This is a genomic window from Flavobacterium sp., assembly GCF_044373165.1.
In the GTDB taxonomy this organism is placed as follows: Bacteria; Bacteroidota; Bacteroidia; order Flavobacteriales; family Flavobacteriaceae; genus Flavobacterium.
Window position 1 is genome coordinate 1 of record NZ_JBILQL010000056.1, and the last position, 15,190, is coordinate 15,190.

The 15,190-nt window shown below is 36.7% G+C and carries 13 protein-coding genes; 3 read left to right on the forward strand and 10 right to left on the reverse strand.

Translation table 11 applies throughout. From position 1 onward, the window contains the following. The 3 genes from ACIQ32_RS08265 to ACIQ32_RS08275 all read left to right on the forward strand — a co-directional run. A partial coding sequence (locus ACIQ32_RS08265; RefSeq protein WP_396195215.1) for an exonuclease domain-containing protein occupies positions 1–1,307 on the forward strand: 1,307 nt, incomplete at its 5' end. 121 nt (positions 1,308–1,428) lie between these two features. Then, entirely contained in the window at positions 1,429–2,361 is a 933-nt protein-coding gene (miaA, locus tag ACIQ32_RS08270) for a tRNA (adenosine(37)-N6)-dimethylallyltransferase MiaA (protein ID WP_396195216.1), read from the forward strand. Positions 2,362–2,369: 8 nt separating this feature from the next. Continuing rightward, entirely contained in the window at positions 2,370–3,107 is a 738-nt protein-coding gene (locus tag ACIQ32_RS08275) for an acyl-[acyl-carrier-protein] thioesterase (protein WP_396195217.1), read from the forward strand. 172 nt (positions 3,108–3,279) lie between these two features. Here the strand turns inward: ACIQ32_RS08275 and ACIQ32_RS08280 are convergent, their stop codons facing one another. The 10 genes from ACIQ32_RS08280 to ACIQ32_RS08325 all read right to left on the reverse strand — a co-directional run. Then, positions 3,280–3,981, reverse strand: coding sequence for a response regulator transcription factor (locus tag ACIQ32_RS08280; RefSeq protein WP_396195218.1), 702 nt, complete (start codon positions 3,979–3,981; stop codon positions 3,280–3,282). 8 nt (positions 3,982–3,989) lie between these two features. After that, entirely contained in the window at positions 3,990–5,573 is a 1,584-nt protein-coding gene (locus ACIQ32_RS08285; protein ID WP_396195219.1) for a sensor histidine kinase, read from the reverse strand. Positions 5,574–5,637: 64 nt separating this feature from the next. After that, positions 5,638–6,228 (reverse strand): dephospho-CoA kinase, encoded by a 591-nt coding sequence (gene coaE, locus ACIQ32_RS08290; RefSeq protein WP_396195220.1) that lies wholly within the window; start codon positions 6,226–6,228, stop codon positions 5,638–5,640. Continuing rightward, on the reverse strand, positions 6,225–7,229 hold the full coding sequence (locus tag ACIQ32_RS08295; RefSeq protein WP_396195221.1) for a glycosyltransferase: 1,005 nt from the start codon (positions 7,227–7,229) through the stop codon (positions 6,225–6,227). Before ACIQ32_RS08295 ends, coaE begins: the two co-directional genes overlap by 4 nt. Positions 7,230–7,319: 90 nt before the next feature. Next, positions 7,320–9,737 (reverse strand): choice-of-anchor J domain-containing protein, encoded by a 2,418-nt coding sequence (locus ACIQ32_RS08300; protein WP_396195222.1) that lies wholly within the window; start codon positions 9,735–9,737, stop codon positions 7,320–7,322. A gap of 101 nt (positions 9,738–9,838) precedes the next feature. Further along, positions 9,839–11,035: an enoyl-ACP reductase FabV gene (gene fabV, locus ACIQ32_RS08305; RefSeq protein WP_396195223.1), complete on the reverse strand. Its 1,197-nt coding sequence runs from the start codon at positions 11,033–11,035 to the stop codon at positions 9,839–9,841. Between the two features lie 65 nt (positions 11,036–11,100). Then, positions 11,101–12,753, reverse strand: coding sequence for a DNA repair protein RecN (gene recN / locus ACIQ32_RS08310; RefSeq protein ID WP_396195224.1), 1,653 nt, complete (start codon positions 12,751–12,753; stop codon positions 11,101–11,103). Between the two features lie 41 nt (positions 12,754–12,794). Beyond that, complete coding sequence (locus ACIQ32_RS08315) at positions 12,795–13,682, reverse strand: DUF4835 family protein (RefSeq protein WP_396195225.1); 888 nt, start codon at positions 13,680–13,682, stop codon at positions 12,795–12,797. After that, positions 13,666–14,883, reverse strand: a complete 1,218-nt coding sequence (gene coaBC, locus ACIQ32_RS08320) for a bifunctional phosphopantothenoylcysteine decarboxylase/phosphopantothenate--cysteine ligase CoaBC (protein ID WP_396195226.1) — start codon at positions 14,881–14,883, stop codon at positions 13,666–13,668. The genes ACIQ32_RS08315 and coaBC overlap by 17 nt, the downstream gene beginning before the upstream one ends. A 5-nt stretch (positions 14,884–14,888) precedes the next feature. Next, positions 14,889–15,190: DNA-directed RNA polymerase subunit omega (locus ACIQ32_RS08325; RefSeq protein ID WP_396195227.1), on the reverse strand; the 302-nt coding region annotated here is incomplete at its 5' end.

The following is a 15,190-nucleotide window of genomic DNA, read 5'->3' on the forward strand; positions in this document are numbered from 1 at the left end:
TCACTGAAATCGCCATCTACCAATTTGATGGTCATGAAGTGGTAGATCAGTTTATCAGTTTGGTCAACCCCGAGAAACCTATTCAACCTTTTGTGGTAAAGTTAACCGGAATTAACAATGCCATGTTGCGCTCGGCACCAAAGTTTTATGAAATTGCCAAACGCATAATCGAAATTACGGAGAATTGTATAGTGGTTGCCCACAACGCTTCTTTCGATTACCGTATTTTGCGGACAGAATTCAGTCGATTGGGTTACGATTTTATCCGACCAACCCTTTGTACAGTCGAGTTGTCACAAAAACTGATTCCGGGACAAGCTTCTTATAGTTTGGGCAAATTGGTTCGCTCACTCGGGATTCCGGTGACCGACAGACATCGCGCGAGCGGAGATGCCTTGGCTACCGTAAAATTGTTCAAAATGATTTTGGACAAAGACGTAGAAAAAGAAATCCTGATTAGTTTAATCAAAGCCGAAATCAAAAAAGGGCTATCACCCAAATTGCTGGATATCGTGGAAAGTATGCCAACCCGAACCGGGATTTACTATATCCACAACGAAAAAGGCGACCTGATATACATTGGCAAAAGCAAGAACATCAAAAAACGCATCAACCAACATTTTACCGGAACTTCGGGCAAAAGCAAAAAAATCCAGCGCGATGTATTTGCAGTAACTTATGAAGAAACCGGCAGTGAATTAATTGGATTGCTAAAAGAAAGTGAAGAAATCAAAATCAACAAACCCATTTACAACCGTGCGCAACGCAAAACCATATTCCAATATGCGTTGTATGCCGAAAAAGATGTTAATGGTTATTTGGCGCTAAAAGTTCAAAAAGCCGATGGACGCAAAAAAGAGATCACCGCTTTTACCACCTTACAGGAAGGCAAAAATATTTTGCACAAAATTACCGCCGAGTACCAATTGTGTCAAAAAATAAACGGTTTGTACGAAACCAAAAACGGTTGTTTTCAACTCAAAATTAAAGAGTGCAAAGGCGCTTGTTTGAACCAAGAACCGCCGGAAGAATACAATGAGCGTGTGGAAGAATTCATCCATGAAATGAAATTCGAAAACAACAATATGGTCATCATTGATCGAGGCAGAAATGTCAACGAACGCAGTGCGGTTTTAATTGAAAATGGTGTTTACAAAGGCTATTGTTTTTTCGATTTGAATTACCAAGTGACCAACATAGAAATCCTGAAAAACCTGATTATTCCGATGCAAAACAATCGCGATACCAGAACCATAATTCAAGGTTATTTGCGCCGACACAAGGTAATACGGATTGTAAAATTTTAATTAGAAGCTAATCCCGCTATCCGCGCTACACGGTAGCTTGCTCCAAATGCGAAGCATTCATCGAACGCCAATAACAAATAGTATCTTTGTGAGATAATCGGGGCTAAAAAAATATAGTGTATTGAACTACTTAATTACCATCATAGGACCAACCGCTATAGGGAAAACTGCTCTGAGCATTGCTTTGGCTCGGCATTTTGGTTGCGACATTCTTTCGTGTGACAGCCGACAGTTTTTTAAAGAAATGCGCATTGGTACAGCCGTTCCCACAACCGAAGAACAAAAAAAAGCAACACATCATTTTATCCAAAATAAATCCATTTTTGAAACTTACTCTGTAGGTGATTTTGAAGCAGAAGCCATAGCCAAACTAGCCGAATTGTTCCAAAAAAACAAGATTCAAATCATGGTTGGCGGTTCGGGTTTGTATGTGGATGCAGTCATAAAAGGTTTCGATGATTTTCCGGATATTGACGAGACCATTCGAATTGAAATAAACGCTGATTTTGAAATACATGGCATAGCTTATTTGCAGCAAAAGTTAAAAGAATTAGACCCCGATTATTTTCAAAAATTAACGGTTGAAAATCCGCAAACTTTACAAAATCCACAACGGATGAAGCGCTTTGTTGAAGTGTGTTTAGGTACCGGAAAACCTTATTCGGGTTTCATCGGTCAAAAGAAAAACAATCGGAACTTCACTCCTATTATTATTGGTTTGGACGCCGAGCGAGAAGTGATGTACGACCGAATCAATCAGCGGGTTGATTTGATGATACAAGAAGGATTATTAGCAGAAGCGGAACAATTATATCCGAACAAACAATTGAATGCTTTACAAACTGTGGGTTACCGAGAACTCTTCGACTATATTGACGGTATAGTTACTTTAGACCAAGCCGTTGAGAACATTAAAATGAACACACGCCGCTTTGCTAAACGTCAAATCACTTGGTTCAAAAGAACAGAGAATACCACTTGGTTTGATTATAAAACTGACTATACCTCAATTATTGAGCAAATAGAAAACCAATTCGTAATTCGTAATCCATAATTATTTATATGCCTATTGCTCCAAATTTCACTTCAAAACTATCCAAAGATTGGGAAATCAATTTTTTGCAATGTTATCCGAACGGTTATTTAAAATATACTGATTTGTGTAACATGCTGCAATTGACTGCCGCATCACATGCCGAATTGGGCGGCATTAGTTTTAGCGATATGCAAGTACACCATCAGGCTTGGGTGTTGAGCCGAATGCGGGTGGAGATTAGTCGTTTACCTCGATGGAAAGATACAGTAACCGTAAAAACTTGGATTAATTCATTAGAAAATTCGCGTTCCATTCGTTGTTTGGAAATGTATGTTGGTGAGGAAAAAATTATAGGTTGCGAAACATTTTGGGCGGTTTTCAACACAAAAACGCGCCGTCCTGAAAATTTGGCTTTGCCACATGAGCATTTTGAAAAATTTCCTGACAGAGCTACCAAACAAACATTCGGTAAAATTGATTTCCAGCACGAAATGCAAACGGTTGGTTCCCATAGTGTAAAGCTTTCCGATTTGGATATAGTGAATCATGCCAATAGTGTGAAGTATTTAGAATGGTGTTTGGACACTGTTGACGCAGCCCTTATTCAAAACCAAAAGATAGTTAGTATTGAGATGAATTATCTAAAAGAAGTTTCGTTAAATGATATGGTAACCATCCAACAAAAGACTATAGAAGATACTGTTACTTTTGCTGTTGCCCGTGAGGATAAGACTTGTTTTGCTATGCAATTGCTTCGTAGGTAAGACTTTGCCCTAGCCCGGATTGGAATGGCATCCTTTTTTCCAATAGCCTTGGGACACCAAGACTATTGGAAAAAAGATAGAATGGAAAGCCGGACACGAGCTCCTAAAAAGCGAACTGACGAAGTAAACAGCTCTTAAAAAAAAAATCCCCGTCATTAGACAGGGATTCTATTTATTTCTTCACCACCAAACGGAAACCTTCTCCGTGGATGTTAAGGATTTCGACATTAGGGTCGTCTTTTAAGTACTTACGCAACTTGGCGATGTAAACATCCATACTTCTTGAGGTGAAGTAGTTGTCTTCTCTCCAAATTTTGGTTAAGGCCAATTCGCGCGGCATCAAATCATTTTCGTAAACCGCCATCATTTTCAATAAATCTGATTCTTTTGGCGATAATTTGATAGGCTCTTGGTCTTCAAATTTTAAGAAACGCAATTTAGAGTTGAGCAAAAATTTTCCGATTTGGAATTCAAATTTAGCCGGCGCATTTTTGGTTTCAGAAGCTTTTCTTTGGATGATGGCTTTGATTTTCATTAATAAAACGTCGGAGTCAAAGGGTTTATTCAAATAATCATCGGCACCAACTTTGTAGCCTTTCATTACATCTTCTTTCATGGATTTTGCCGTTAAGAAAATTAAAGGCACGTCTTTGTTTTTTTCTCTGATTTCTTTGGCTAAGGTATAGCCGTCTTTGTATGGCATCATCACATCTAAGATGCACAAATCGTAATTGTCTTTTTTGAATTTTTCGAAGCCTTCCATCCCATTTTTGGCCAAGGTCACATCGAAATCGTTTAGGGTAAGATATTCTCTTAATACGATACCGAAATTTTGGTCATCTTCTACTAAAAGTATTTTTTTATTTGTTTCCATAGTTTTTTTTAATTTATGAGTGGGACTTTAATTACAAATGTGCTTCCTTTTCCTTTTTCGCTTTCTACAAATATTTGACAATTGTGGTCGTCTAATATTCTTTTTACATAAGCCAAACCTAAGCCATGGCCTTTTACATTGTGCAAGTCACCGGTGTGTTCTCGGTAGAATTTTTCGAAAATTCTTTTTTGAGCCACTTTTGACATTCCGGCGCCTTGGTCTTTTATTTTAATGATAACAAACTCTTTTACGTTTTCGGTATAGACATCGATTATAGGCGCTAAAGGCGAATACTTGATGGCATTGTCTAATATGTTTACGATAACATTGGTAAAGTGTACATCGTTAAGCAATACAGTTGTTCTTGTTGCCTCGAAATGGGTTGTTATTTTACCTTCTCGATCTTCAATAATTAAATGTACGTGTTCTATAGCATCTTCAATAATTCCATGTATATCATTAGAATCTTTACTGATGTCGAGTTCTTTTTTCTCGAGTTTTGAAATGCGCAATACATTTTCAACTTGAGCGTGCATTCGTTTATTTTCATCGCGTATCATTTGCAAATAACGGTGCACTTTTTCTTTATCTTCTATCACTTTGGGATTCTTAATAGCATCTAAAGCCAAGTTGATAGTGGCAATTGGCGTTTTGAATTCGTGAGTCATATTATTTATGAAATCGGTTTTGATTTCAGAAATCTGACGTTGTTTGATTAGCTGACTCAAAGCACTCGAATAAGCAATGATGATGATAAGTGTAAAGATGATAGATAGTATACAAATGCCAATTAGCTCTGAGAACAAAAATTTTTTCTTCTGCGGAAATGTAATGAGCAATTGGTACTTGTTATTGCCGTCGTTATCAATAAAGATGGGTATAGAATAAGTAGAAGCTTTATCGTATCTAAAATTTTCCGACTTTACTTTGGTAGCTAGACCATTGCTGTAAACATTGTATTCAAAAGGTGTTTTTACACCGTATTCTTTGAGTTCATCGGCCAGCATTTTTTGCAATAACTCATTTGAAATTCTTTCTTGAATGGGTCGCATGGCGGCAATATCTTTAAAAAACATTTCAAACTGAGCATTATTCAACAAATCCAACGAACCGGATTTTTCAATTTTCACATCAGGTGACATACTTTGTTTGATAGATGATTCATCAACATCGTCGGTATAAACTTCCGTTTTTCTATTAGCAGAAAAATTTTTGATTCCTCTTAAACTATCGAGTTTTTTTTCAAAGAACGATGGTGCAATTCCGTAATCCTCGGCAACAATACTATTTGAATAAACAACTGTTTCATTGGTTCTTGAGTCTCTTTGAAAATAACCAAACTCTAAAAAGTCGCTTTTCTCAGGTGCTTTACCAATACTGTCTTTAACGTGATTGTATTTTTCGTAGAAAGTGTAAGCTTCGTATTTTTGAAGCTTATTGGCAACATTACCCAAAACCTGTTTTACATGAAACTTAAATTGTTCTTCATTATTTTCAAACGATTTATCGAACCAATAAACTTGTACTAAAATTATACCTATCAATGACAGGCTCATTAAAACTACAAGGATTCGAAAAAACAACTTATTCATCAAACAAATTTAGCATTTTAACATTTAGACAATAAATACATTAACCAAACATTAACAACTTATCTTAATTTTGATTATTTTTCAATGTTTTAAGAATATCATCTACTTGATTTTTAGTGTCTTCGATGGTTATATTTTGGATAACAAAGTGGCTGAGGGCAATTTTTTTTTCGTCATCCCATTGGTTTTTAATCCGAGCCAAAACCTGCTCTTCTGTTGTATGATCGCGATCAATAACCCTTTGTATACGAATGGCTAAAGGTGCGGTAACAGTTATGATCAGGTCACAAAAATGATGGCTGCCACTTTCGAATAAAATGGCAGCTTCTTTTACAACAAATGGGTAATTGTGGTGTTGCTTTACCCAATTGTCAAAATCTTGTTTAACTATTGGATGGATAATAGCATTTAGTTTTTTTAATTTTTCGGGAGATTGGAAAACCAATTCGGAGAGTTTTTGGCGGTTGACCACTTTATCCTCTATTACTTCATGGCCGAAAGTATTCTTAATAGCTTCAACAACTGAAGGTAAGTTCATTATTTTTTTGGCATTTTCATCAGCTATGTATACAGGAATACCTTTCGACTTGATATAATTTGCTACCAAAGTTTTTCCACTGCCAATACCGCCGGTCAATCCAATTATTTTTGTCATGATTTTACTTTGAAGAAAAGTTCCGGAAATGCTACTTGAGGCTTTTGTTTTAATAGTTTGACCTTAATGTATGATTCTAAAAAGCCAAGGCCATATCCCCAAAACTGTTTGGTAACTGCTATCAAGGCTAAAGCTCCGATTTCGATACTTTTATATTGAAGTGCAGCCGATATAAACAATAATAAATAATAAAAGCCATAGCAAAGAATTGGCAATGTCAGTCCAATTAAAAGCAATAACACCGAAACAAATAAGCCAAGTATAAATAAGGTTGGGAAGAAAAAAGTCAGTTTTCGATATTCGGGATACCAACTGTCCAGTATAGGTCTGGCTTTACCAAATTTAGCAACTTGTAAAGAGAATTTATTCCAGTCGATTCGGCGTTTGTGATACACATAAGCTTTGGGAAATAATCGGGTATTATATCCCATTTTCCATAGCCTGATTGATAAGTCCGGATCTTCGCCAGGGTGGATATTTCCGAAACCCTTAGAAGCCTCGAAAGCTGTTTTAGAAATACCCATATTGAAACTTCTGGGTTGAAATTTCCCAATTTTTTCAGAGCCTCCTCTTATTCCTCCGGTTGTTAAAAAGGAAGTCATAGCAAAATTGATGGCTTTTTGAATTTTAGAAAATGAACTTAAAGCGGCATCCGGCCCGCCGAAGCAATCTACAAATTCTGATTCAAGTTCTTTTTCGACCTCGGTTAAGTATTCTTTTGGAATGATACAATCTGAATCGAAAATCAAGAAATAATCTCCTTTGGCTTTTTTCATTCCAAAATTTCTAGAATCACCCGGACCGCTATTGTCTTTAAAATAGTAGGAAACATTTAATTTTTTGCTAAACGATTCAATAATATCTTGACAAGGAATTGAGGAACCATCTTCAATGACTACAATTTCATAAGGCTTTTTATAACTTGAAACTAAGAGACTTTCAAGCAACTCTTTGATTTCATCCGGACGATTGTAAACCGGTATAATGATTGAAAAAAACATCTGATAATTTTTAACAAAGATAAGGTTTTATCAAAAAGAAAGACCACCTAAAATTTAGGTGGTCTTTGATTAAATACTATTGAAAGTAAACTATTCTTTGATAACTCTGATAGTTTTAGATTGGTTGTTGGCTGTAGTTACTTTAACCAAATAAACACCGCTAGGTAATTCGGTCATGTCAACTTGTCCAACGGTAGCATTAATTTCATTGTTGCTAACTTTTTGTCCGATCAAGTTAAATACATCAACAGCAGCGATGTTTTGATTGTAAGAAAGGTTTAATACATTCTTAACAGGGTTTGGATAATAAGTAAAGTTAGAACTATCGAATGAATCATTACCAAGACCATCATCACTTAATCTCAAGGTGAAAGTACCTTGCTCAGCAGCATTACTCCATACTTGAATAAAATAAGTGTCGCCCGGAGTTAAATTAGGATAAGATTCAGTATCGGCAACTGTTAAGTTAGCATTACAAGTCCCAACTTGAACTAAAGCTCCACAGGCACCAGAATAAACTACATAATTTAATGAAGTCATTGTTCCCGGGGTTAATAAAGCTGTAACTGAACCTGAAGTCGGCGCAACAAAGGAGAACCAAACATCTTGAATAGCACCGAACTGATCACAAGTTGGTTGTGTAGGATTAACTGTGCCAAATGAATTATCAGAAGCTGTGTCAGTACCATTAACATTAACATTTAAAGCCGTTGCACAATCTTGGTTGTTTACTGCAGGCGGATTAACAGCTGCACAAGTAACATTCATGGTGAAAGCACCAACACTTCCCACATTCCAACCTTCAACAGTTATGTAATAGGTAGTATTCCCATTAGAAGTAAAACTTAATCTTGAACGTGTTGAATCATTTGTTGCATTACAAGTTGCATCATCATCATTAGCGGCTACTAAAGTTAAGTTTCCAGAAGTACCGGTATAAACTAAGACAGAAGTATCATAACTTGATCCACATAAATCAATTGTAACGGTTTGTGGAGAACCGGAACCGGTGAATGAGTACCATAAATTCGGAGCGTCCAAGTCGGCACCAAAACCATCAGGAGCATCATTCTCATCTAATGTAACCGGTGCCGATGTATTACCTGTATAAACATTCCCACAAGAAACAGCAATTGGAGTAGCAAAATTATCATTTGAAGGTGGTGGCGGAGGTGTTCCGATACAAATATTAAAAGTTGAAGTTTGAGCCACATTAGCAGTCCAAGTGTAAACACGAACATAATAGGTTTGACCAATAGTTAAACCTGTTGGGTTACTGGTATCATTATCTGAACATGAACCCGGTACTAAAGTTAAAGAACCACAATCAGCACCAGTCCATAAGGAATGATACATATCTAGTGTTGAACCGGCAATATTTAACAAACTTATTCTGTGTGATGTTGCGGTAGCAACAAAAGAGTACCAAACATCATCATCTTCAGTACCAAAACAAGCTGTAGCGTCTGTAGATGAAGCTGTAGCTCCTAAAACTGTACCTGCTGTAACGGTACCACAATTAAAATCAGGGTTTACTGTTAAGGCTACTGCAGCGGAACACTCATCGTTAGCCGGAGGCGGTGGAGGAGTTACCGTTAAGATACCACTATTGTGTGTGGTTCCATTCCAAAAGTTACCATTATTACTTGAATCAATACCACCGTAAAAGAAATTACCACCATTTAAAGTAAATCTGGTAGCATAATAGTACGTTCCGGGTATTAAATTAGCACCAATCGTAGCTTGATATTCATCATCATTACCGGCTTCTACATTAAAAGTGGCCGGAACCCAAGTAGTCCATGTATTAGGGTTTGTGTTAGCATTATTATAACCAACCCAAGCCTGAATGCCTGGAGCTTGTCCGGTTGTAGTATCGGTTAAACCGGCTTCGTAGATACGACCATATACGGTAACAGAACCACCTTGAACAATAGTGGCTGATGAAGGAAACTGCAAGTTAACATAATCCGGTGGGTTTGGAATTGCACCAACAGAAATATCATCCAAATACAACTCCCACTCATCTAAAGTGGTTGTTCTGAAGGCAATATATACTGTTTGACCTGCATAAGCGGTCAACGCATACGTGAATTTTTGCCATGTATTATTTGGGGTTACCGCTGCAGCAATGGTGGTTGTAAAATCTGTTGCTGCATTTCCAGTCGTTGATAAAAGGATATCAAATGGTTCGGGAAAAGTGTTTGATCTGTGTCTTGCCCATAAGCTCAATTGTTCAGAAACACCTAAAGTCACTGTAAATTGTGGTGTAACCAAATAATCATCATGTGCTATATTAGCATCATAAAGTATTCTGGCCACATTAGTACCACTGTTGGCTGTACCGGAACCGGGTGTACCGAAAGTCCAAGTACCTGTGTCACCACCGTTGATAATGCTCCAACCGGCCGGTAAAGTAGTGCCTGCGTCGAAATTTTCTGTAAACTGAGCATAGGATGTCAGTAAACTTCCAAGCAAACAAAAATACATTAAAGTAATTTTTTTCATTTGTTAAAGATTAAAAGTTAATTGAATATAAAGATAAATAAAATAAAAAATCCCACAAATTTTTTGTGGGATTAAATAAGTTAAATAAGAAAAAAAAAAATTTAATCGTTAGTTATACTTGGGATTAGTGTCATCTCATTTGATTCCAAATTATAATCAACCCCTTCAAAACCAAATCCAAATAAGTTCAGAAAATCTTGTTTGTATCCGGCTAAATCGCCAATCTCAGGAAGATTTTCTGTACTGGCAGTTGCCCACAAAGTTTTTACTCTTTCCTGAATATCTTCTCTCATTTCCCAATCATCTATTCTGATTCTGCCTTTATCATCGGTTGGTACTTCTGATCCTGTATATAATCTTTCTGAAAATAAACGTTGGATTTGTTCTATACAACCTTCATGTACCCCTTCGGCTTTCATTATCTTATACAGTAAAGAAATGTACAACGGAATTACCGGTATGGCTGAACTTGCTTGGGTAACCAATGCTTTATTAACTGAAACATAAGCTTTTCCGTTTACTGATTTTAAACTGTCTGTAATTTCAAATGCAGTGGCTTCTAAATGGTCTTTGGCTCTTCCTATGGTACCTTTTCTGTAGACGGCTTCGGTCACTTCAGGCCCTATGTATGAGTATGCGATAGTGGAAACACCATCAGCTAATACACCCGCTTTTTGCAATACATCCATCCACATAGCCCAATCTTCGCCTCCCATTACCACAACGGTATTGTCGATATCATCCTGATTAGCAGGCTCGATAGAAACTTGAGTCACATTACCGGTATGAAAATCAACGGTTTTATTGGTAAAAGTATTTCCGATGGGTTTTAAAACAGAACGGTGCAAAATGCCGGTTATAGGATGCATACGAACCGGTGAAGCCAAACTGTAAATTACCATGTCAACCTGACCCAAATCGGTTTTGATTAAATCAATTGTTTTTTGCTTTATTTCGTTTGAAAAAGCATCGCCATTGATACTTTTAGCATACAAACCGGCTTGGGTTGCCTCTTGTTCAAAAGCAGCAGTATTATACCATCCCGGAGTAGCGGTTTTCCCTTCGGCCGGTTCTTTTTCAAAAAAAACACCAATAGTGGCAGCACCTGAACCAAATGCACTGGTTATTCTCGAAGCCAATCCGAATCCTGTTGAAGCTCCGATTACCAAAACTTTTTTGGCACCTTCAATGGCACCTTTTGATTTTACGTAATGAATTTGATTTTTAATGCTTTGCGCACATCCTTCAGGGTGAGCTGTCAAACAAATAAAGCCGCGCATTCTTGGTTCTATAATCATATTGGATTGAAATTAAGTTGTATTATCTAGATTAAAAGTGGTACAAAAATAATAAATTAAAACGGTTAGTTCAGCAATGCTTTGGCATGATTCAATGCCGAATCGCTAATCTCTTTTCCGGAAAGCATTTCTGCTATTTCATAAATTCGTTCTTCGTTAGTTAACAATTTTAATTCAGAGACAGTACTTTCGCCGGAGACTGTTTTATAAACCTTGTAATGAGATATCCCTTTGGCCGCAATTTGGGGTAAATGCGTGATGGCAAAAACTTGCATGGTTTGACTCATTTTTTGCATAATTTCTCCCATTTTATTGGCGATTTCCCCCGAAACACCGGTGTCGATTTCATCAAAAATAATAGTTGGCAATTTTGAATATTGTGATAAAACCGACTTTACAGCGAGCATTATCCTCGACATTTCTCCACCCGAAGCCACTTTCTTCAAGTATCCGAAATCGGTTCCTTTGTTGGCGGAAAATAAAAATGCTAAATCGTCTTTTCCGTTATTTCGATATGTTGCGGAAGGAGTAATCTCTATTTTAAATCTCACATTCGGCATGCCTAATTGGGATAAAATTTGAACCAATTGTGCTGTTAAGTCAGGAATAGCTTCACTCCTACTGTTTGTGATTCGAACGGCAATCGACTCCAATTCTTTCTCGTATACCTGAATTGCATTTTGCAAAGCCACGATTTCTGCTTCTAAATTGGAGACAGAAACTACTTTAGATTCCAACTCGCTTTGGATTGCTATCAGCTCATCAACCGTTAGTACTTGATGTTTCTTTTGTAAAGTGTAAATCAGCTGTAGCTTTTGATTGATAGATTCTAACTTTTCAGGATCGCTCATCACTGATTCGGATTCTTTAGACAATTCGGCTACTATATCATCCAACTCAATAAAAACCGAATTGGCTCTTTCGAACAAAGCTTGGTATTCCGCTGAAAAACCGCTGTTTTTTTGCAGTATCGATTTGAATTCTTTTGCATTCTTCAACAACCCAAATTGTTCCTCATTGGCTAAAGACAATAGCATCGAAAGATTGTCTTTTATAAACTCAACATTGTTTAAAGCTTCATAACTTTTTTCCAACTCTTCTAATTCACCGACTTTCAAATTGGCTGCTTGCAATTCATTGAAAAGATATTCATTGTAATCTTTCTCTTTTAATATGGCTGACAAACTGTTTTGTTTCGATTCTAAATCGGTTTTAGCCGTTCGGTATTGTTTCAATTGGGTTGAATAAGCCAATAAGATTGCTTGATTGGCCGCGATGGCATCAATAATTTTAAATTGATAATCTTCCTCCGACAATTCCAAAGTTTGGTGTTGGGAATGAACATCAATCAAAAACAGACTCAAATCTTGTAACTGTTGTAAATTAACCGGACTATCGTTTACAAAAGCCCTGGATTTTCCGGAAGGTAAAATCTCTCTTCTAATGATGGTTTCCTCTTCATAATCCATTTCATTACCCTCAAAAAATGATTTTAAATCATATTTACCAATATTGAAATTAGCTTCTACAATACACTTTTCTTCTTTGTTTTTTAAAGAAGATAAATCAGCTCTTTTGCCTAACACCAATCCTAAAGCGCCCAAAAGAATTGACTTTCCGGCTCCGGTTTCGCCTGTTATAATTGAAAAACCTTTAGAAAAATCAATGTTTAATTTTTCAATCAAAGCAAAATTTTCAATCGACAGCGACGTAATCATGTTAGCAAAATGTGGTAAGGTTTAAAGCAGTAAACAGTAAATTACAACTTAATAGTTGTCCATTTCCCTGAGTTAAGAGGAGAAATTTTATTCAAAAGATCAACGGTTTCTGAAATAGAAACTTTAGGACCGCCGGATAGTATCGATACAATTTCATCGACTTTAGCGTCAAAAAATACGCGAGTTAAAAAAGCATTGGGACGAACATTATAAATCGCACTGAGTGTAGAGATTGACTCTATAATCTTTTCCTTAGATGCTTTGGTGTCTTTAGTCATGTTGTCTAATCCGTTTCTATGGTAATGGTACATTGATTCCCTGAAAGCATCAAAGGTTCCCGAAAGTAAGTCGCTGATTAAAAAAAAACGGTTTTGGTTGCCATCGGCTTGAGTCCAACCTTTGTAACCACTTTGTTGCGCTACCGATAAAACCTGTTGTGCCGTGTCAAACCAAGATCTGCCTCCATTTAATGAATAAGTATCAGCATCAAAACCTAATATCATATAGCTGTAAAAGGCTAAAACTGAAACTAAGTTAGAATCGAAACTGGCCGGATTAAAAATTAAATTTTCAAATTCTATATAACGAAAACTGAAGTCTTTGTCATTATAATTGAATACCGGAGAGGAATAAGTAGAATTGAAAATGGGTCTTGTAGATTCAATTTGTAAAGTTCCGGTGAACTGATTGGAATCATAACTGTTAAGGGTGATAACCATAGAACAGTTTATTTTTTCGTGTTGCTTGTACTCTTCTCCTGTCCAATCGGTTTTATTGACAAATTCGCTGATGGAAATTTCTAAATTTTTAAAAATTTGGGTATTGGCAGTAGTTACTTTATCGGAATTGACTTGAACAGTACAGTTTAATTGTTGTGCCTGACTCAATCCTATAAAAAACAAAAAAAGAAAACTAGCTATTTTTTTCATAATGCAAAATTACTTTATTGATAATATCATCCGCAACAGCTTCTTTTGATTTCAATGGCATTGGTTCAACCACAAATTGACTATCAATAATAGTAACTTTATTGGTAGCAGTGGCAAATCCGGCACCTTGATCTTGTAGCGAATTTAAAACAATCAAATCTAAGTTTTTTTTCTGAATTTTCAACTTAGCATTTTCAATTTCATTTTCTGTTTCCAAAGCAAAACCGATTAAAAATTGATTTTGCTTAATTTCTCCTAGTGAAGCCAAAATATCTTTGGTCTTTTCGAGTTCAATAGTGAATGAGTTATCACTCTTTTTGATTTTTTGGTTGGCTGTATACTTAGGTTTGTAATCGGCCACGGCAGCTGCGCAAATGGCTACATCAACCTCTTTGTAAAACTGATGACAAGCCTCAAACATTTGGGATGCCGAAGTTACTCTCACTAATTTAATATTGCTATTCTTAACCTCTAAAGCCGTTGGACCGGAAACCAAAATGACATTTGCTCCTGATTTTGCGGCACTTTCCGCAATATCAAAACCCATTTTTCCTGTAGAATGATTGCCTATAAAACGAACCGGATCGATGGCTTCATAAGTTGGTCCCGCCGTGATTAGTATATTTTTTCCTTTTAAAGGCAATTGATTTTCTAAGTCTTTTTCAATAAAAGCTATTATATTTTCTGGCTCTGCCATTCGGCCTTCCCCGGATAATCCACTGGCCAATTCCCCACTTTCCGCAGGAATAATGGTATTGCCGAATTGCTTTAAGGTTTGAAAACCGGCAAGAGTTGAAGGATGCTTGTACATGTCTAAATCCATTGCCGGTGCAAAATAAACCGGACATTTGGCAGATAAATAGGTCGCAATCAAAAGATTGTCACAATTACCGTTAACCATTTTGGATAAAGTGTTGGCGGTGGCCGGAGCAATAAGCATCAAATCGGCCCAAAGGCCAAGTTCAACGTGATTGTTCCACAGGCCATTCTCGTCTTCTTCCTTATAAAAAGTAGAATGAACGGGATTTTTGGACAATGTGGATAAAGTTAAAGGTGTTACAAAATCCTTAGAAGCCGGTGTCATGACCACTTGGACATCGGCACCGGCTTTTATAAATAATCTGACTAATGTCGCCGTTTTGTAAGCAGCAATTCCTCCTGAAACACCGAGTAATATTTTTTTACCGCTTAAAACAGACATTGCAATTAGTCTTTTGTAGTATCTCTGTAATAAATTTTGTCATCCAGCCATTCTTGAACAGCTAAGGCATGAGGTTTAGGCAACTTTTCGTAAAATTTAGACACTTCGATTTGTTCTTTATTTTCGAAGATTTCTTCTAAACTATCGTTGTAGGTAGCAAACTCTTCTAACTTTTCAGTCAACTCTTTTTTTATTTCAGAATTGATTTGGTTTGCTCTTTTAGCCATTATTGTAATTGCCTCGTAAACATTGCCGGTACGCTCTTCAATTGCCGTTTTGTTGTAGGTAATTGTGTTTACCGGTGCAT